This window comes from Bacteroides sp. 214 (assembly GCF_010501015.1).
In the GTDB taxonomy this organism is placed as follows: domain Bacteria; phylum Bacteroidota; class Bacteroidia; order Bacteroidales; family Bacteroidaceae; genus Bacteroides.
Genome location: NZ_QVML01000002.1, coordinates 98,436 through 117,475, shown reverse-complemented (window position 1 = coordinate 117,475; position 19,040 = coordinate 98,436). Strand labels below are relative to the sequence as shown.

Here is a 19,040-nt window from a genome sequence, read left to right as displayed (position 1 = left end):
ATGAGTAAAGCATTAGTAAGAACAGACTTCAATTTCCCCGGTCAGAAGAATGTATATCACGGTAAAGTTCGTGATGTATATAGTATTGGAGAGGACTTGCTCGTTATGGTAGCAAGCGATCGTATATCTGCTTTTGATGTAGTATTACCCAAAGGCATCCCATACAAAGGACAAGTATTAAACCAAATTGCCGCCAAGTTCTTAGATGCTACCGCAGACATCGTTCCAAACTGGAAGATTGCGAGCCCCGACCCCATGGTAACCGTCGGTGTACGTTGCGAAGGCTTCCGTATTGAAATGATTATTCGCGGATACCTTACCGGAAGCGCATGGAGAGAGTATCAAGCAGGCAACCGTAATCTGTGTGGCGTAATTTTGCCTGACGGGATGAAAGAGAACCAAAAGTTCCCTACACCTATCATTACACCAACAACCAAAGCCGACGAAGGACACGATGAAAATATTTCCAAAGAAGAAATTCTCAAACAAGGCATCGTTAGCAAGGAAGATTACGAACAAATGGAGCAATACACCTACGCTCTATTCCAACGCGGTACAGAGATGGCTGCCGATAAAGGGCTTATTTTGGTGGATACCAAATACGAATTCGGTAAGAAGGATGGTAAGATATACCTTATAGATGAAATACATACCCCCGACTCTTCGCGTTATTTTTATGCCGACGGTTACGAAGAGAAGTTTGCTAAGGGTGAAGCACAAAAACAGCTCTCCAAAGAATTTGTGCGCCAATGGCTGATGGACAATGGCTTCATGGGTAAAGCTGGTCAGCAAGTACCCGAAATGACCGAAGCTTATGTAGAATCTGTTTCCGAAAGATACATTGAACTGTACGAGCATATTGTAGGCGAAAAATTTGTAAAAGCCAATAGTGAAGACATTCTTTCGCGCATCGAGAAAAACATCAACGATTTCTTGAAAACAAAATAAATGAATTACGCTCAAGAAAACATCAAACCATATGGTGATAACGGAAAGAAGACGGAACAAGTAGCGCAGATGTTTGATAACATTGCCTCTGTTTACGACCGCCTTAATCACACTCTTTCCTTGGGGATTGATCGCAGCTGGAGACGCCACGCAATAGCGTTTCTAAAGCCCTTTCAACCTCAAAGGATATTGGATATTGCGACAGGAACCGGCGATTTTGCTATCCTAGCTTGTCGTAAACTTAATCCGGTAGAAGTGATTGGTACCGACATTTCCGATGGAATGATGCAAGTGGGCAAAGAAAAAGTAGAAAAAGAAGGGCTATCCGGACGTGTTTCTTTTGCACATGAAGATAGCACAGCACTTTCTTTTAATGACGAAAGCTTTGATGCCGTAACAGTTGCATTCGGCATTCGTAACTTCGACAAATTAGATAAAGGATTGAGTGAGATGTATCGCGTACTGAAAAGAGGCGGACATCTAGTTATCTTAGAACTTACCGTTCCTGATAAATTTCCTATGAAACAACTCTTTTCCATTTATTCGAGTGTGGTAATTCCTGCAGTAGGGTGGCTTATTTCTAAAGATAAAAGCGCCTATACATACCTTCCCAATACGATTAAAGCATTTCCGCAAGGCGAGGTTATGCAAGAAGTTATTGGTAGAGCAGGTTTTGCCGAAGTGAGTTTCAAACGCCTTACATTTGGAATATGCACGCTTTATACAGCAACTAAATAATGAATATAGCTTTATGAAAAAGTATGGTTTAATTGGCTACCCCTTACGACACTCTTTCTCCATTGGTTATTTCAATGAAAAGTTTCGCGCAGAAAAAATAGATGCGCAATACATTAACTTTGAAATACCTCGTATCTCCGAGTTTACACGAATTGTGGTAGAGAATCCTAACCTATGCGGATTGAATGTTACTATTCCTTATAAGGAGCAAGTAATACCTTACCTTACAGAGTTGGATAAAGACACTGCAGCCATCGGTGCAGTTAATGTCATCAAGATTATCCGCACTAAAGGAAAAGTAAAGCTGGTGGGATACAATTCTGACATCATTGGTTTCATGCAATCCATTGAACCTCTGTTGAATCCACACCACAAAAAGGCTTTGATATTAGGAACAGGCGGAGCAGCCAAATCTGTGTTTCATGGACTAAAGAAATTGGGTGTAGAAGGTGTGTATGTTTCACGTACGGCCGATAAAGGAGTTATTACTTATAGTGAGCTTACACCCGAAATAATGAAAGAATACACCGTTATTGTTAATTGTACACCCTTAGGTATGTACCCCGATGTGGATACTTGCCCAAACATTCCGTACGATCTACTCACACCCAACCATTTATTATACGACTTGATATACAATCCCAATATTACCCTTTTCATGAAAAAGGGAGAAGCTAAAGGAGCTACCACCAAGAATGGATTGGAAATGCTACTGTTGCAAGCTTTCGCTGCTTGGGATATTTGGAATAAGCCCGAATAGCAATCATCCTTATGAAAAAGAAGGTAATATATGGTTTGCTCATTACTCTCTTAGTTGTTCTTTTGGGATCGGTGGGAGGAGGATTCTTCCTTGTTGATTATGCGCTGACACCCAATCATAGAGGAAAAGACGTTGAGGCATCCTATACCTATATGTCCAATTCCTATCCGTGGATAACGTCTTGGCTCGATAGTCTGCGTACTGATACCGTCTACAAAGAGCTCTATATTACCAACGAAGAAGGGAAGAGATTACATGCCTTCTATGTAGCTGCTGCACAACCCACAAATAAAACCGCTGTCATAGTACACGGATACCAAGATAATGCCATTCGCATGCTACACATTGGCTATATGTTTAATAGCAAACTCGGTTATAACATTCTTTTGCCCGACTTACAGAATCATGGATTGAGCGAAGGTGAAGCTATTCAGATGGGATGGAAAGATCGCTACGACGTAATGCAATGGATGCATGTTGCCGATAGTATCTTCGGAGGAGATACAGATATGGTAGTTCATGGCATCTCTATGGGAGCGGCAACAACAATGATGGTGGCAGGAGAAGAACTTTCTACCTATGTGAATTGTTTTGTTGAAGACTGTGGTTATACCAGCGTATGGGATCAGTTCGGTAAGGAGCTGAGTGAACAGTTTCACCTACCTGCCTTTCCTTTATTATATATAGCAGATGAGATTTGCCAAAACAAATATGGCTGGAGTTTTAAAGAAGCCTCGGCACTGAATCAATTAACCAACTGTGTGCTACCTATGTTCTTCATTCACGGAGAAGCCGATGACTATGTGCCCTGCTGGATGGTTCATAAACTTTATGAGATTAAGTCCGGTAATAATAAACTTTGGATTGTTCCCAATGCGCCACATGCAAAATCTTACCAAATGTATCCGGAAGAATACACTGAGCGCGTAAGAGACTTTTTGGAAAAGTACAACAGAAAAGAATACCCAGATAAACAATGAGACAGCTATATACCATCTTACTTTTGTTTGCCATATCACTGAGTGTCACTGCGCAGAAAGTGTATACTACGAACAATATCCCTAAGGTACACTTGCAAGACGCAAGACGCTATGTGTGCGACCCGGAGAACATCATTTCTAATGAGGCACGTACTCAAATGGACGATATACTTTATCAATTGGAACAAGAAACAGGTATCGAAACAGTTGTTGCTGTACTCCCCTCGATCGGTTCCGAGGATTGTTTTGAATTCTCGCATCGCCTACTCAACGATTGGGGTGTAGGTAAGCAAGGAAAAGATAACGGACTGGTAATTTTACTTGTGACCGATCAACGCTGTGTTCAGTTCTATACCGGATACGGATTGGAAGGAGATTTACCCGATGCTATATGCAAACGCATACAAACCCAAGAGATGATTCCCTACCTGAAAAACGGCGATTGGAGCAACGGTATGATCGCTGGTATAGAGGCTGTGTACAAACGTTTGGATGGTTCGATGGAGAACGATGAGGACGAATGGACTTCGGAAGACACAGAAATACTATTAATCACAATGCTCTTCTTCATTGGAATGATAGTTGTAATAACCCTTTCTTTTCTCGTAGAGCGTCATAAAAAAAAGTGTCCGAACTGTAAAAAACACACATTGCAACGCACCAATAGTAAAATTTTATCGGTGGTAAAGGGCGTACGAACAGAAGAGCTTACCTTTACCTGTCAAAACTGTGGCCATAAAGTGGTACGGAAAGTACAACACAGCAACAACAGCAATCATGGCAGTGGCGGTGGCTTTGGTCCCATCATTGGCGGAGGACTTGGTGGAAGTCGCGGTGGAGGCAGAAGTTTTGGTGGAGGTAGCTTTGGCGGAGGACGTGGAGGCGGTGGTGGAGCAGGTTCCAGATTCTAAAATAACATAATTCGTTTTATCAATTAAAAATACAACAAACATGAAAAAATCAGTGATTATTCTTATTGTTATCGTAATCGTATTGGGTATTTGGGGAGCAAGTTCCTACAACGGTATGGTAAGTATGGAAGAAAATGTAAGTACGCAATGGTCGCAGGTAGAGAATCAATATCAGCGTCGTGCCGACCTTATCCCTAACTTAGTAAATACCGTGAAGGGATATGCCACACACGAACAATCAACCTTAGAAGGTATTATGGAAGCCCGTTCTAAAGCAACTCAGGTAACCATTGACCCCAGCAACTTAACTCCCGAAGCGATTGCCAACTACCAAAAAGCACAAGGCGAAATAGGTGCGGCACTAGGAAGACTACTTGCTGTGTCGGAAGCATACCCCGATCTGAAAGCAAATCAAAACTTCTTGGAGCTTCAGGCACAGCTCGAAGGAACAGAAAATCGCATTAATGTAGCCCGCAATTCTTTCAACGAAACTGCACGTAACTACAACACTGCTATTCGTAAATTCCCAAAGAACATTATGGCAGGTCTCTTCGGGTTTGAAAAACGTCCATACTTTGAAGCAGCTGAAGGAACAGAACACGCGCCAACTGTAGAGTTTTAAAGAAGATTTACTCCGAAACACTTGCAAACAGGTTTGTTTTTTCGTATCTTCGTAGAAGAAATCATGAATTAGTTTTCAGCTAATCCATTCCAAGCAGAGAAGTCACCGGCTTTTCTGCTTTTTTTATGACTATCCACCTCAAACAGCTGCAAACAAGGTGTTTTGCTAAAAAAACAAAGTCAGTTCCGAACAAAAACAAAGTGCAAACGTGATAAGATTAGAGTCTGTTTCCATCTAAAACACACTGCAAAAATATCTTCTTCAAGTAAAGTAGCAAAAAGTAATGCTTTCTGAATGAAAAAGGTTCTGGCTTCGTTAATAATCCATAAACTTACTCTTGACAAAAAAGAAAGAACAAGTAGTCTTTACTCTTATTTATAACTTCGCTTTGAGTCCTGCTAAAAAAAATGTAATTTTGCAGCAAATTGAAAATAAATCAAACCATTTATGAGCAACCAACGCTATATGATGCGAGGCGTATCGGCTTCTAAAGAAGACGTTCATAACGCTATCAAGAACATAGATAAAGGTATTTTCCCAAAAGCATTCTGCAAAATCATACCCGACATACTGGGTGGAGACCCCGAATACTGCAACATTATGCATGCTGATGGCGCGGGAACAAAGTCGTCGTTAGCTTACCTATACTGGAAAGAAACAGGCGACATTTCCGTATGGAAAGGCATCGCTCAAGATGCACTCATCATGAACATCGACGACCTGCTTTGTGTGGGTGCGGTAGATAACATTCTTGTATCATCAACCATTGGGCGAAATAAATTACTTATTCCCGGCGAAGTAATCTCCGCAATTATTAACGGCACCGACGAACTGCTTGCCGAGCTGCGCGAAATGGGCGTAGGTGTATATGCCACAGGTGGCGAAACTGCAGATGTGGGCGACTTAGTGCGTACCATCATTGTAGATAGCACCGTGACTTGTAGAATGAAACGTAGCGAAGTGATTGACAATGCCAATATTCGCCCGGGAGATGTTATTGTGGGACTTGCCTCTTACGGACAAGCTACCTACGAAAAAGAATATAACGGTGGTATGGGTAGTAACGGACTAACTTCGGCACGCCACGATGTATTTGCTAAATACCTCGCAGAGAAATATCCCGAAAGTTACGATGCAGCCGTTCCGGCAGAACTTTCTTACTCAGGTGGTTTGAAACTGACCGATGCGGTAGAAGGTTCTCCATTGGATGCAGGAAAACTTGTACTCTCCCCTACCCGCACCTATGCACCAGTTGTTAAGAAGTTACTCGATGCACTTCGCGGAGAAATACACGGCATGATACACTGCTCGGGAGGTGCACAAACCAAAATTCTTCACTTTGTGGATGAAGTTCGCATTGTTAAAGACAATCTTTTCCCCGTCCCACCACTCTTCAAAACCATTCAGGAGCAAAGTAACACAGATTGGGCAGAGATGTACAAAGTATTCAATATGGGACATAGGCTGGAAGTTTATCTTGCACCCGAACATGCAGAAGAAGTAATAAACATTTCTAAATCATTCAATATTGATGCGCAGATTGTGGGAAGAGTAGAGGAAAGCAACCGCAAAGAGCTTATTATAAAAAGCGAATTCGGCGAATTCATCTACTAAACAAAGATTAAGAAGAAATAATGGCAGATAACAACAACATATTAGATAAGCTGGAAGGATTGGTTAGCCGTTTTGAAGAAGTTTCGACACTCATTACCGACCCCTCTGTTATAGCTGATCAAAAACGCTACGTAAAATTAACCAAAGAGTATAAAGAGCTGGACGACTTGATGAAAGCCCGCAAGGAATACATACAAACCCTTGCCAACATTGAAGAAGCCAAAGAAATTCTTGGTAACGAACAAGACCAGGAAATGCGTGAAATGGCACGCGAAGAGCTCGAAAGTAGCGAAAAACACATACCTGAGTTAGAGGAACATATCAAAATGTTACTCGTCCCTGCCGATCCTGAAGACTCCAAGAACGCCGTTATGGAAATACGCGGAGGAACCGGAGGTGATGAAGCAGCTATCTTCGCAGGCGACTTGTTTCGGATGTATGCCAAGTACATTGAAACCAAAGGCTGGCAAATGGAAGTGGTAAGCAGCAACGAAGGAACCGCAGGTGGTTTCAAAGAAATAATCCTCAACGTTACCGGCGATAATGTATATGGAACCCTAAAGTATGAAAGTGGAGTGCACCGCGTACAACGCGTACCTGCCACCGAAACACAAGGGCGTGTACATACCTCGGCAGCATCGGTGGCAGTGCTTCCCGAAGCCGAAGAGGTAGACGTGGAAATCAATCCGGCAGATATAGAATTCCAAACAGCTCGTTCCAGCGGTGCGGGAGGACAAAATGTAAACAAGGTAGAAACAAAAGTACAACTGTACCACAAGCCATCGGGCATACAAATTCAATGTCAAGTAACACGTTCGCAGCTTAAGAACAGAGAAATGGCCATGCAAATGCTTCGCACCCGTTTGTACGACATGGCGATGCAAGAACATTTGTCGGCTATCTCCTCCAAAAGAAAGACTATGGTATCTACCGGAGACCGTTCGGCAAAAATCCGCACATACAACTACCCCCAAGGTCGCATCACCGACCACCGCATTAATTACACAGTATATAACCTTGCCGACTTTGTAGAAGGTAACATTCAAGATTTGATAGACAAGCTGATTATTGCTGAGAATGCGGAACGAATGAAAGAAACAGAATTATAAAACCATGAATAAGAAACAACTTTTTGAGAATATCCTACGTAAACAATCATTTCTTTGCGTAGGTCTTGATACAGATATTAAAAAGATTCCACAACACCTACTAGGTGAAGAAGACCCTATATTTGCATTCAACAAAGCCATCATTGATGCTACCGCAGACTTATGCGTAGCTTATAAGCCCAATCTTGCCTTTTATGAAAGCAACGGTGTGAAAGGGTGGGTTGCTTTTGAGAAAACCATCAATTACATCAAACAGAACTATCCCGACCAATTCATCATTGCCGACGCAAAACGTGGAGACATTGGCAACACCAGCGAGATGTATGCCCGTTCATTTTTCGACGAGCTCAATATCGACTCTGTTACGGTGGCACCCTACATGGGAGAAGATAGCGTAAAACCTTTCCTATTATATCCGGAGAAGTGGGTTATTCTATTAGCATTAACCTCCAATAAAGGTTCGCACGATTTTCAGTTAATGGAAGATGCAAATGGCGAACGCTTATTCGAAAAAGTATTAAAGACCTCGCAAGCGTGGGCTACTGACGAACAGATGATGTATGTGGTAGGCGCTACACAAGGTAAGATGTTTGAAGATATTCGCAAGCTGGCACCCAACCATTTCTTATTGGTTCCCGGTGTAGGTGCACAAGGCGGTTCACTGGAAGAAGTATGTAAGTACGGAATGAACAACATGTGTGGATTGTTGGTTAACTCATCACGTGCTATCATCTACGCCGATAAAACTGAAAAATTTGCCGAAGCCGCACGTGTTGCTGCCAAAGAAGTACAAACAGAAATGGCAGTACAGCTCAAGACTCTGTAAATAACAAGAATGCCCGGTAAAGGAAAAATAATAAATGACCCGGTATTTGGTTTTATCAACATACCCGAAGGCGTAATCTACACCATTGTTCAACATCCGTTGTTTGAGCGATTAACACGCATCAAACAGATGGGGATTACTTCTGTTGTTTACCCGGGAGCACAACACACACGCTTTCAACATTCATTAGGAGCATTCTATTTAGTTAGCGAAGCCATTACACACTTACGTGCTAAAGGAAATGAGATTACCAGCGCAGAAGCAGAAGCTGTACAAATAGCTATTTTATTGCACGATGTGGGGCACAGTGCTCTTTCTCACGTACTTGAGGACATCTTAATTGACGGCATACGCCACGAAGAAATATCTCTAATGATCATGGAGCAAATCAACCAAGAGTTGAATGGTAGGTTGGATTTGGCTATTCGCATCTTTACGGATAACTATCCGAAGAAGTTCCTGCATCAGTTAGTTAGTGGACAGTTGGATATGGATAGACTCGATTACCTACGTCGTGACAGTTTCTATACTGGTGTATCCGAAGGAAATATCGGTTCAGCGCGTATCATCAAAATGCTCGATGTAAAGGACGACCAACTTGTGGTAGAATCAAAAGGAATCTATTCAATTGAGAATTTCCTCACTGCACGCAGATTGATGTATTGGCAGGTTTATTTGCACAAGACCTCGGTTTCTTACCAACAAATGCTCATCTCGGCACTTCGTCGCGCAAAGAGTTTAGCAGAAGAAGGAATTGAATTATTTGCTTCGCCGGCATTTCACTTCTTTTTGTACAATAAAATAAACAAAACTAAATTCCTAAGAAATCCAGAATGTTTGAAAAATTACACATTATTGGACGATAATGACATATGGACTTCAGTTAAAGTCTGGTGCTCCCATCCCGATAAAACACTATCGACATTGAGCCAAGGCATTATTAACCGCAAGATGTTTAAGATAGAAATATCGACCGAACCCATTGATGAAGAGCGGAAAGAAAAGTTGGCTGAACGCATCAGCAAGCAGGTTGGTATCTCAAAATCAGAAGCAACCTGCCACTTTGTGCTTACACCCAGCAACGAAAAAAATATGTACGACCCTGCAGAAGACAGTATAGATATCATTTATCATGACGGAACAGTAAAAAACATAGCTGAGGCATCGGACATGTTAAATATATCCTTACTCTCAAAAAAGGTAAAGAAGTACTACATTTGTTATCTTCGACTTACTGAAAAGAACTAAAATATACGGCAAGGTAGGCTAATATATAAAAAAAAAGTCCGTTATTTGCGTTTTAATAGAAGAAGCAATAAGATTGAGTAACTTTTCCGGCAAGGGAATTAATAAAGTTAATCACTTAAAACAAATATAATTATGGAATTTTCGGCAAAGCAAATCGCAACTTTTATCCAGGGGGAGATAATAGGAAACGAAAATGCAACCGTTACTACTTTTGCTAAGATAGAAGAAGGAATGCCCGGAGCAATTTCTTTCTTATCAAATCCGAAATATACACCTTATATATATACCACACAGTCGAGCATTGTGTTGGTAAACAAAGATTTTACTCCTGAACACGAAGTACAAGCCACACTTATCAAGGTAGATAATGCATATGAGAGCTTGGCAAAACTGCTTACACTCTATGAAGCAAGTAAGCCCAAGAAACAAGGAGTAGACCCATTGGCTTATGTAGCCCCCACTGCCAAACTTGGCGAAAACGTTTATATAGGTCCATTTGCATATATAGGAGAAAATGTAGAAGTAGGCAACGACACACTTATCTATCCGCACACATACATTGGTGATGGTGTGAAGATGGGCAAGAGTTGTACTGTATATCCTAACGCAAGCATTTATCATGATTGCCGTATCGGCAATGAGTGTACCATTCACTCTGGAGCCGTTATTGGAGCAGATGGTTTTGGTTTTGCACCTACAGCCGAAGGCTACACAAAGATTCCACAGATTGGCATCGTTATTCTTGAAGACAAAGTAGATATAGGTGCAAATACCTGTGTAGATAGAGCAACAATGGGCGCTACAATCATTCATAGTGGTGCCAAATTAGATAACCTGATACAAATTGCACACAATAACGAAATAGGTTCGCACACAGTAATGGCAGCGCAAGTGGGTATTGCCGGTTCGACCAAAGTAGGAGAATGGTGTATGTTTGGTGGACAGGTAGGTTTAGCTGGTCATCTGAATATAGGTGACAAGGTAAACTTTGCTGCACAATCAGGTGTGATGAACAACGTTAATACTGGTTCTTCCTTTCTGGGATCACCTGCATATGATGCAAAGCAATTCGCTAAATCATATGTAGTTTATAAAAAGCTACCCGATATGTACAGCGAAGTAAACGCTCTGCGCAAAGAAATAGAAGAACTAAAGAAACTAATAAAAAAGTAGAGATAAAGATGCTAAAACAAAAAACGCTGCAAGGTAGCTTCTCACTAAGTGGAAAAGGATTGCATACTGGTCTTGAATTGACAGTAACCTTCAAACCAGCCCCCGAGAATCATGGCTACAAAATTCAACGTATTGATTTAGAAAACAAACCAATCATAGACGCAGTTGCCGACAATGTGGTAGACACCACCCGCGGCACAGTACTCGAAAAAGGAGGTGCAAGAGTTAGCACTATAGAGCATGGCATGGCAGCGCTGTATGCACTAGGTATTGATAACTGCCTCGTGGAAGTAAACGGTCCTGAGTTCCCCATCTTGGATGGTAGTGCCAAATACTATGTAGAGCAGATAGAACAAGTAGGCATAGTAGAACAAAATGCCTTGAAAGACTTCTATATCATCAAATCAAAGATAGAGTTCCGCGACGAAAAAACTGGTTCGTGCATAACTGTTCTACCCGACGACAACTTCAGTCTGAATGTATTGGTATCTTATGATTCAATGATCATCCCCAATCAATATGCTACGCTCGAAGACATGAAAGATTTCAAAGATGAAGTTGCCGATAGTCGCACCTTTGTTTTTGTACGCGAGATAGAACCGCTGCTTTCTGCCGGACTCATTAAAGGAGGTGACTTAGACAACGCAATCGTTATCTATGAGCGTAAAATGGAGCAAGAGCAGTATGATAAACTGGCAGACGTAATGGGTGTCCCCCACATGGATGCCGACAAGATTGGATACATAAACCACAAACCATTGGTATGGGCTAACGAATGTGCGCGTCATAAGCTACTTGACGTAATCGGTGACTTGGCTTTGATTGGCAAACCTATCAAGGGTAGAATTATAGCTACACGTCCGGGACATACCATAAATAACAAATTTGCGCGTCAGATGCGGAAAGAAATCCGTCTGCACGAAGTACAAGCTCCTGTTTACAATTGTAACGAAGAACCAATCATGGATGTAAATCGCATTCGCGAATTACTGCCACACCGCTATCCGTTCCAATTGGTAGACAAAGTGATAGAAATAGGTGCCAACTACATCGTTGGTATAAAGAATATTACTTCTAATGAACCTTTCTTTGTAGGGCACTTCCCCGAAGAGCCGGTTATGCCAGGGGTACTTCAAGTAGAAGCTATGGCACAAGTTGGTGGTTTGTTAGTGCTTAACTCATTGGAAGAGCCAAGCCGCTACTCTACCTATTTTATGAAAATAGATGGAGTAAAGTTCCGTCAAAAAGTAATTCCGGGAGATACACTAATTTTCCGTGTAGAGCTGTTAGCACCTATACGCCGTGGCATTTCGACCATGAAAGGTTATGCTTTTGTTGGCGAAAAGGTGGTATGCGAAGCAGAGTTCATGGCTCAAATAATTAAAAACAAATAACAACTCTATATGATAAGTCCTTTAGCATCAATACACCCCGAAGCAATTATCGGCGAAAATGTAGAAATTGCTCCCTTTGTATTTATTGATAAGAATGTTGTCATAGGTGACAATAACAAAATAATGTCCAGTGCCACCATTCTCTATGGAAGTCGCATAGGCAACAACAATACAATTTTCCCGGGTGCAGTAATAGGCGCAGTTCCGCAAGACTTGAAGTTTCGTGGTGAAGAAACTACTGCTGAAGTAGGCAACAATAACACCATACGCGAATATGTAACCATTAATCGCGGAACAGCTGCCAAAGGAAAAACCGTTGTTGGCAATAACAACTTGCTCATGGAAGGTGTACACGTAGCACACGACACCATTGTTGGCAACAACTGCATCATTGGTAATGCAACAAAAATGGCAGGCGAAGTTATTATCGACAACAATGCTATCCTCAGCGGAAGTGTTTTACTTCACCAATTCTGTCGCATCGGTGGTTATGTAATGGTGCAAGGTGGAAGTCGCTCAAGTAAAGACATCCCTCCCTATATTATAGCAGGTCGTGAGCCTATTGCATATTGCGGTATTAATATAATAGGACTTCGTCGTAACGGATTCAGCAACGAAACCATCGAAAAGATACACAATGCCTATCGCCTTATCTATCAAAGCGGGCTGAACAACACAGATGCCTTGGCGAAAATTGAAGCAGAAGTAGAAAAATGCCCCGAAGTGGACTACATTGTGGATTTTGTGCGCAACTCGGAAAGAGGAATTCTGAAATAAAAACACATACAATAAAAGGTAATAAGGAAGAAGCTGTCTCGCAATGATGAGATGGCTTTTTTCAAATTAAAACCTTTTAGTATAAGTCACAACACACTTTTTGCCAGTGCATTTGCAAAATTGTGCCAACGCATTGGCAGTACTGTGCATCAACGGTGGCACGACAGTGCCAACGCGTTGGCACAACTTACAGTTTCAAAAAGGACTGACGCTTTGTTCCGTGTTTCTGAGATGTGGTCATCTTCATTATGAAATAGCCGCTTTCTTGTTTCTTTTCATGGTATTAATAAGAGACTATTTGCTATCTTTCTCTTTTTTACTACTTTTACAGCGTTATTTAATACAACAGACTATGATATACAAATTCACAATCATATCGGATGAAGTAGACGACTTTCTCCGAGAAATACAGATCGACCCGGAAGCAACTTTCTTCGATTTGCACGAAGCTATCCTGAAGTCGGCGAACTATACAGATGACCAAATGACTTCTTTTTTCTTGTGCGATGAAGACTGGGAAAAAGAACAAGAAGTTACCTTAGAGGAAATGGATGACAACCCGGAGCTGGATAGTTGGGTCATGCGCGAAACACCACTCAGCGAACTTATCGAAGACGAAAAGCAAAAGCTGCTTTATGTATTCGACTATCTCACAGAACGTTGTTTCTTCTTAGAGTTAACAGAGATTATTACCGGCAAAGAGATAAAGAAAGCAACTTGCACCAAAAGTCACGGAGAGCCACCCAAGCAATTAGTAGACTTCGAAGAGCAAAGCGCATTAAGCGGTAATCTTGATTTGGACGAAAACTTCTATGGCGACCAAGACTTCGACTTGGATGACTTCGATATGGACGGTTTCGATATAGAAAATGATGGTAAAGGAACAGGCGAATCGTTTTAGATGACGAAAAACCTACTCGTACTTATAGGACCTACCGGTGTCGGGAAGACTGACCTGAGCATACGCTTGGCACAGTCTTTCGACACCGTTATTGTTTCCGCTGATTCGCGGCAGCTCTATGCCGATCTCAAAATAGGAACAGCCGCCCCCACTCAAGAACAATTAGCAGCATTGCCCCATTACTTTATTGGCACGTTAGGACTAACCGACTACTACAGTGCCGCTCAATACGAAGCTGATGCTATAAAATTGCTGGAAGAACTCTTTGAGCAGAAGGATATAGTTGTTCTCACAGGTGGATCTATGATGTACGTAGATGCTATCTGTAACGGAATAGATGACATTCCCACCGTAGATGCTGAAACACGCGAAGTACTTCTCCAGCGCTTCAAGGAAGAGGGGTTGGAACAACTTTGTGCCGAACTCAAACTACTCGACCCCGAATACTATAATACGGTAGACCTGAAGAATCATAAACGTGTGATACACGCATTGGAGATTTGCTATATGACAGGGAAAACATATACATCCTTCCGTACTAAGCAGAAAAAACAACGCCCTTTTAATATCATTAAAATAGGTTTAACCCGCGACCGAGAAGAATTATATCATCGCATTAACCAACGTGTAGATATCATGATGAAAGAGGGATTATTAGAAGAAGCGCGTAGTGTATTTTCTTATCGTCATCTCAATTCACTAAACACAGTGGGCTATAAAGAACTCTTCAAGTACCTCGAAGGAGAATGGGAGTTGTCATTTGCTATAGAGAAGATAAAGCAAAATTCGCGCATATATTCGCGCAAACAGATGACGTGGTTTAAGAGAGACGAGGAAATTAAATGGTTCCATCCGGAGGCAGAAGAGGAAATAATCAACTACATATATACTATAAACTCCACACCCAAACAGTTATAATATTTGAGTGCGGAGCTTATGAATGTGACCAGTTTGCGCGATTATTTTATATATTCAGCAATCTTGGCTTTAATACCTTCGCCGCGTAAGTCGCGGGCTATGATAGTTCCATCAGGACCAAAAAGAATGATGTGAGGAATACCATTAACTCCATACAAATCGGTAGGAATTGATCCTCCGTTAATAATTTGAGTCCATGGCAAATCGTGCTGTTTAATTGCTTTCTTTGTATCTTCTACCTTATCCCACACAGCAAGGCTTATTACATCCAAGCCTTTCTTTGCATATGTATTGTAGGCTTCCTTTATAAAAGGAATCTCGCGGATACAAGGACCACACCAGCTTGCCCAAAAATCAACTAATACATATTTACCTTTTCCTACATAGTCGGACAGTTTAACTGTATTGCCCGGCTCTTGTTCGATAGTGAAGTCAGTAAACATTTTACCTTCGGCAGTGTTTGCCAAAGCTTCTTTACGTTTAATCAATTTTTGAATAGCATTAGAAGAAGTAACCATAGGTCCGGCTTTAGCAAAATACTCGTCACTCTTTCCATCGAATCTATCCATGATAGTTTGTAAAGTAACAACACCAACTGGATTATTGGTATTTGCTAAGAAAGTTGTGGTATATAGCTCTTCTATTAACGGCATAAATTCATTTTCGTAATAGTCGGAAGAAAGTTTTTGAACTTCTTCTTGGTTTTCAGTAGCCGTTTCAAACTCTTTCATTTTAGCTCTTAAATCTTGCACCAGAGCATCTTCTTTAGCTCTAAGCTCGTTCATAGCCATATTCATTGGCATAGTAGAAGAAGCATTATGCGCTTCAAAATCAACCTCAAAGATTCCATTTTCAAGAACAAGGTTGGCATAATACTGTCTACCGGCAGAAACGCGGCAATAAGCTGCAGTGTCTATTTTTCCTTCAAAAGCAAAACTATTGCCTACTACTACTGTACTGTCGATTTGCTTTTGATCGTCATAACGAAGCATGTACATTGTTTTTCCATCGAAAGTAGAATCCGGCAACACACCCTTCACCGTGTAAGAGGCGGTGGGTTGAGTACATGAGGCAAACACAAAAGCTGTTGCGCACAATGCTAAAAATTTAATTTTCATACGATATACTATTATTAATTAGGAATAAAATTCATTGTTACTTTGCTACAGGCCAAACAGTTCATTGTAGCTCTCGGCTATATAAACATCTAAATCTTGATAAAGTTGTGAAACTTGCATTAAATCCAGCTTTCCCGCTTTATACCATTCTTCTATTTGAGGCACTGTAAAGCTAAAAACCTTCTCTTCTACTGGAGCTAGCTTCTGCATCATGCCCGTCCCGGCAGGGTTGTGAAGAAGTTCCCAGTTGAAGTATCGATTGCTCCCCATTCCTTGCGCATAAGAGAACACACGCCCCGCTAAAGTTACTACCTTATCGCAAAGCGGTGCCACCTTAGTTTCCCCGTTCCGAACAAGCAATGTGGGAAGTTGTTTCTCTGCACCCTTCATCCATACAGGCAATGCAACACTAACGGGTGGGTATCCTAGTATAGTCCACATAATGGTAAGGTCAGGATTTTCCCCCTTTTTAACTCCTTGAATAACGACCGAACTTGCCGTACTTTTGCGAGGGATAAAGTCATTGTCTATAAACCAACCATTGGTTTTGGGACGATTAAAGTCGCCATTACGTAAATCAACACCTAGTAGTTGATGACGAAACGAACGCGACAGTTCATTAAATATCCATGCGGGAGTTAGCTCTCTGGTAGTAGCAGCGGGCATAAGCTTGCTTTCTACTTCCATGTAGCGCACATAACCTCCACCATCATTTATCTTTCCTGCAAAGGAAAAATTGGTGCGGGCAATGTAACCAAAAGGAGCATCTTTTGGATTATTGGCATCATACTCGATGTAATTATAATAATCTACTTCGAACATAGAAGCACCACCTTGTGCATCAATCACTCCAAAGTTGGCTTCAATAAGGCTAGGTTTAGCAATGGTGTCAAGGAAGATCCGGAAATCTGCTACCGTAGCACACACTTCGAGTGCCAAGCACATCACACGACCATTGGCTTCACCCCGCTCCTCGCCGGGCTTTATCTCAACCAAGTTGTAAGATTGCGTATTCATAATAGAGAACCCTTTGGAATTGGTTCCTATCCACACCTCGTTGGGATTGTCGGCAACGCTATTCACGATACCTATGAAGTTGTACTTCTTTCCACTAAAGTGTTTTACGCTGTTTTGAGGAAAATCTGTGTCGCGATGTTTCCAAAGTAAAGGGCGACCATCCGGAGTTATCTTCCCGGAAATGACTGCGGAACTACACCCGAAAGCAAAATCGATAGAGCATGCTAACGCCAGTGTAAGCAGAAGAGATAAATGCTTCTTTTTCATAAGCAGTAGGGGTTGCTTAATTATTTGTAAGAGCAAATGTAGTTATTTTCTTCTGTTTTCCGATTGGTCGCCCTCTTTTTATCTGTCTAAGCTTAAAAACAGAGATTGTTTCTTATTCAACTGAAACATTTACATCAATATCATCGGAGTTAGTTGCTTCTTCATGCAATTTTATTATGATAACCCCATTCTTAGCTTTCTCGCCATATTTCTCGGTAGCCGAAGCATCCTTCAATATTTGCATGCTTTTTATACTATTCAAATTAACAGCCTGCATTGTTTCGGACGTTGCCTCTTGTCCGTCTATGACATAAATAGGTTTATTGCCATCGGCAGCAAGGTCAACAAGGGTTCCGTTTAGTTTCACTTTACCATTAAGTACCATACCCTTTCCAGTTGTCACGGTTACTTTTGATTTTTTTATTTCTTCAGAACTCTTCAGGGTTATAACCACCACGCCATTCTTAGCGCTCTCGCCATATTTCGCTATTGCAGCTTCACCTTTATATACATCCATCGACTCTATAGAAGTTTCATTAATAGCCGAAAGTAAACTAAAACTTGCTTCTTTTCCATCTACTATAAGTAATGGTTGCTTGCTTGGAGGAATTGAAGCCTTTCCCTTTCTACCCACAATCTTTATGTCCGAATTGGACACAACTACTGTATCTCCCACTACTCTTGCATCATCCATCTGTAAAAAGAGTTGAGACGAATCAATGCAAACAGTGTACGTGCCTGCCTTTACAGGTTCTTTTTCTTGCACAATTGTTTCGGCAATTGTTACCAAATTATTAACTTTGGTCGCTGAGATTTCATTTAATTCTTTTGAAATCTCGGGACGGGCAAATGCTGACATAGCTATTGCTGCCAACGGAAGTACGTACAGGTACTTCAGGCGTGCCCACGGATTTGATTTTTCTTTTAACATCATTGTAATACGCTTTTTAAGTTTACTTTGATTAAAGCTGTTGGCCATAGAGTAGAGCCTTGTGCCAACAGCTTTTTTGATTAATAATAATTGATATTTTTTTGCATCGATGCCTTGATTAATAACACTCTCGTCTGCCTGATATTCGTGAATACTCTGTAATTCTTGCTTAAGTAACCACGCTGCCGGATTGAACCATTGAAAAACAATACAGATATCAGCCAACAATAAGTCCCACGAGTGTCGATATGCAATATGCGCCAGTTCGTGCGCAATAATTTCTCTTCCATTTTCTTCCACATCCCTGTCTGCTATCACAATGTATTTCATCCAACTAAATGGAGCCAGTTTTTCATCACTATGGGTAAGTAACCAAGCGCCATCGGCTAATTGTTGTCGTTTCATTTTGCGAAGCAACACAGTTAAACGAATATGCAAATAAATGTATCGTACCCAAAAAAAGAGTACCCCAGAGAGATAAACCAACAGTAATACTTGAACCCATGTTATAGTGGGCGTGGCAACTTCGCCAGTTCCGGCATTGTCGAGCAATGCAGCCAACAAAAGGTAATGCTCCAATGACATCATGGCTTCCGTTATTTCGGTGGGAGTTTTGATGGTTATTTCACAAAAGGGAACAAGCATAGCGAGCATTAAGATACCTAATACCGCCACACGGTTGAACTTATGAAAAGTTTCTTTACTTAGCAACACCCGATAAAAAAGATAAAAGAGCGCCAAACATACCGAAGCTTTTAGTATGTAAACAAAGAATATTCCCATAACTC

Annotated in this window: 18 protein-coding genes; 15 read left to right on the top strand and 3 right to left on the bottom strand. The window is 41.3% G+C overall.

Features of this window, described 5'->3' with window-relative positions:
- The 15 genes from D0T50_RS02135 (at nt 1) to miaA (ending at nt 14,919) form a co-directional block, all read left to right on the top strand.
- Nucleotides 1–948 carry a phosphoribosylaminoimidazolesuccinocarboxamide synthase gene (locus D0T50_RS02135; RefSeq protein WP_163221518.1) on the top strand — a complete coding sequence of 316 codons (948 nt, stop codon included), beginning with the start codon at nt 1–3 and terminating at the stop codon, nt 946–948.
- Nucleotides 949–1,686, top strand: a complete 738-nt coding sequence (ubiE, locus tag D0T50_RS02130; RefSeq protein ID WP_163221516.1) for a bifunctional demethylmenaquinone methyltransferase/2-methoxy-6-polyprenyl-1,4-benzoquinol methylase UbiE — start codon at nt 949–951, stop codon at nt 1,684–1,686.
- Nucleotides 1,687–1,699: 13 nt separating this feature from the next.
- The gene (locus tag D0T50_RS02125) at nt 1,700–2,446 is read left to right on the top strand and encodes a shikimate dehydrogenase (protein ID WP_163221514.1); all 747 of its coding nucleotides are present in this window, start codon (nt 1,700–1,702) and stop codon (nt 2,444–2,446) included.
- Nucleotides 2,447–2,457: 11 nt separating this feature from the next.
- Nucleotides 2,458–3,426 carry an alpha/beta hydrolase gene (locus D0T50_RS02120; protein WP_163221512.1) on the top strand — a complete coding sequence of 323 codons (969 nt, stop codon included), beginning with the start codon at nt 2,458–2,460 and terminating at the stop codon, nt 3,424–3,426.
- Nucleotides 3,423–4,337 (top strand): YgcG family protein, encoded by a 915-nt coding sequence (locus tag D0T50_RS02115; RefSeq protein ID WP_163221510.1) that lies wholly within the window; start codon nt 3,423–3,425, stop codon nt 4,335–4,337. The genes D0T50_RS02120 and D0T50_RS02115 overlap by 4 nt, the downstream gene beginning before the upstream one ends.
- A 40-nt stretch (nt 4,338–4,377) precedes the next feature.
- Nucleotides 4,378–4,959, top strand: a complete 582-nt coding sequence (locus D0T50_RS02110; RefSeq protein WP_163221508.1) for a LemA family protein — start codon at nt 4,378–4,380, stop codon at nt 4,957–4,959.
- A gap of 447 nt (nt 4,960–5,406) precedes the next feature.
- Nucleotides 5,407–6,573: an AIR synthase-related protein gene (locus D0T50_RS02105; RefSeq protein ID WP_163221506.1), complete on the top strand. Its 1,167-nt coding sequence runs from the start codon at nt 5,407–5,409 to the stop codon at nt 6,571–6,573.
- Between the two features lie 20 nt (nt 6,574–6,593).
- Complete coding sequence (prfA, locus tag D0T50_RS02100; RefSeq protein WP_163221504.1) at nt 6,594–7,682, top strand: peptide chain release factor 1; 1,089 nt, start codon at nt 6,594–6,596, stop codon at nt 7,680–7,682.
- Between the two features lie 4 nt (nt 7,683–7,686).
- Complete coding sequence (gene pyrF / locus D0T50_RS02095) at nt 7,687–8,508, top strand: orotidine-5'-phosphate decarboxylase (protein WP_163221502.1); 822 nt, start codon at nt 7,687–7,689, stop codon at nt 8,506–8,508.
- 9 nt (nt 8,509–8,517) lie between these two features.
- Nucleotides 8,518–9,756, top strand: coding sequence for an HD domain-containing protein (locus D0T50_RS02090; protein WP_163221500.1), 1,239 nt, complete (start codon nt 8,518–8,520; stop codon nt 9,754–9,756).
- A 132-nt stretch (nt 9,757–9,888) separates the two neighbouring features.
- Nucleotides 9,889–10,929, top strand: coding sequence for a UDP-3-O-(3-hydroxymyristoyl)glucosamine N-acyltransferase (lpxD, locus tag D0T50_RS02085; protein ID WP_163221498.1), 1,041 nt, complete (start codon nt 9,889–9,891; stop codon nt 10,927–10,929).
- Between the two features lie 8 nt (nt 10,930–10,937).
- Entirely contained in the window at nt 10,938–12,323 is a 1,386-nt protein-coding gene (locus D0T50_RS02080; RefSeq protein WP_163221496.1) for a bifunctional UDP-3-O-[3-hydroxymyristoyl] N-acetylglucosamine deacetylase/3-hydroxyacyl-ACP dehydratase, read from the top strand.
- Between the two features lie 9 nt (nt 12,324–12,332).
- Complete coding sequence (lpxA, locus tag D0T50_RS02075; protein WP_163221494.1) at nt 12,333–13,100, top strand: acyl-ACP--UDP-N-acetylglucosamine O-acyltransferase; 768 nt, start codon at nt 12,333–12,335, stop codon at nt 13,098–13,100.
- 352 nt (nt 13,101–13,452) lie between these two features.
- Nucleotides 13,453–14,001: a plasmid pRiA4b ORF-3 family protein gene (locus D0T50_RS02070; RefSeq protein WP_163221492.1), complete on the top strand. Its 549-nt coding sequence runs from the start codon at nt 13,453–13,455 to the stop codon at nt 13,999–14,001.
- Nucleotides 14,002–14,919, top strand: coding sequence for a tRNA (adenosine(37)-N6)-dimethylallyltransferase MiaA (gene miaA / locus D0T50_RS02065; RefSeq protein ID WP_163221490.1), 918 nt, complete (start codon nt 14,002–14,004; stop codon nt 14,917–14,919).
- A 41-nt stretch (nt 14,920–14,960) separates the two neighbouring features.
- Here the strand turns inward: miaA and D0T50_RS13900 are convergent, their stop codons facing one another.
- The 3 genes from D0T50_RS13900 to D0T50_RS02050 all read right to left on the bottom strand — a co-directional run bounded on the left by D0T50_RS13900 (nt 14,961) and on the right by D0T50_RS02050 (nt 19,035).
- Nucleotides 14,961–16,037 carry a redoxin domain-containing protein gene (locus tag D0T50_RS13900; RefSeq protein WP_163221488.1) on the bottom strand — a complete coding sequence of 359 codons (1,077 nt, stop codon included), beginning with the start codon at nt 16,035–16,037 and terminating at the stop codon, nt 14,961–14,963.
- 45 nt (nt 16,038–16,082) lie between these two features.
- A complete protein-coding gene (locus tag D0T50_RS02055) occupies nt 16,083–17,321 on the bottom strand; it encodes a hypothetical protein (RefSeq protein WP_163221486.1) in 1,239 nt (412 codons plus the stop codon).
- A 112-nt stretch (nt 17,322–17,433) separates the two neighbouring features.
- Nucleotides 17,434–19,035 (bottom strand): M56 family metallopeptidase, encoded by a 1,602-nt coding sequence (locus D0T50_RS02050; protein WP_163221477.1) that lies wholly within the window; start codon nt 19,033–19,035, stop codon nt 17,434–17,436.
- Nucleotides 19,036–19,040: the final 5 nt, after the last annotated feature.

Bases quoted from the DNA above. Each gene is read 5' to 3' on its own strand.
- D0T50_RS02090 (WP_163221500.1), top strand. From the start codon at position 8,518: ATGCCCGGTAAAGGAAAAATAATAAATGACCCGGTATTTGGTTTTATC.
- D0T50_RS02080 (WP_163221496.1), top strand. From the start codon at position 10,938: ATGCTAAAACAAAAAACGCTGCAAGGTAGCTTCTCACTAAGTGGAAAA.
- D0T50_RS13900 (WP_163221488.1), bottom strand. From the start codon at position 16,037: ATGAAAATTAAATTTTTAGCATTGTGCGCAACAGCTTTTGTGTTTGCC.
- D0T50_RS02125 (WP_163221514.1), top strand. From the start codon at position 1,700: ATGAAAAAGTATGGTTTAATTGGCTACCCCTTACGACACTCTTTCTCC.
- lpxD (WP_163221498.1), top strand. From the start codon at position 9,889: ATGGAATTTTCGGCAAAGCAAATCGCAACTTTTATCCAGGGGGAGATA.
- miaA (WP_163221490.1), top strand. From the start codon at position 14,002: ATGACGAAAAACCTACTCGTACTTATAGGACCTACCGGTGTCGGGAAG.
- D0T50_RS02055 (WP_163221486.1), bottom strand. From the start codon at position 17,321: ATGAAAAAGAAGCATTTATCTCTTCTGCTTACACTGGCGTTAGCATGC.
- ubiE (WP_163221516.1), top strand. From the start codon at position 949: ATGAATTACGCTCAAGAAAACATCAAACCATATGGTGATAACGGAAAG.
- prfA (WP_163221504.1), top strand. From the start codon at position 6,594: ATGGCAGATAACAACAACATATTAGATAAGCTGGAAGGATTGGTTAGC.
- D0T50_RS02070 (WP_163221492.1), top strand. From the start codon at position 13,453: ATGATATACAAATTCACAATCATATCGGATGAAGTAGACGACTTTCTC.
- lpxA (WP_163221494.1), top strand. From the start codon at position 12,333: ATGATAAGTCCTTTAGCATCAATACACCCCGAAGCAATTATCGGCGAA.
- D0T50_RS02115 (WP_163221510.1), top strand. From the start codon at position 3,423: ATGAGACAGCTATATACCATCTTACTTTTGTTTGCCATATCACTGAGT.
- D0T50_RS02110 (WP_163221508.1), top strand. From the start codon at position 4,378: ATGAAAAAATCAGTGATTATTCTTATTGTTATCGTAATCGTATTGGGT.
- D0T50_RS02120 (WP_163221512.1), top strand. From the start codon at position 2,458: ATGAAAAAGAAGGTAATATATGGTTTGCTCATTACTCTCTTAGTTGTT.
- D0T50_RS02105 (WP_163221506.1), top strand. From the start codon at position 5,407: ATGAGCAACCAACGCTATATGATGCGAGGCGTATCGGCTTCTAAAGAA.
- D0T50_RS02135 (WP_163221518.1), top strand. From the start codon at position 1: ATGAGTAAAGCATTAGTAAGAACAGACTTCAATTTCCCCGGTCAGAAG.
- pyrF (WP_163221502.1), top strand. From the start codon at position 7,687: ATGAATAAGAAACAACTTTTTGAGAATATCCTACGTAAACAATCATTT.
- D0T50_RS02050 (WP_163221477.1), bottom strand. From the start codon at position 19,035: ATGGGAATATTCTTTGTTTACATACTAAAAGCTTCGGTATGTTTGGCG.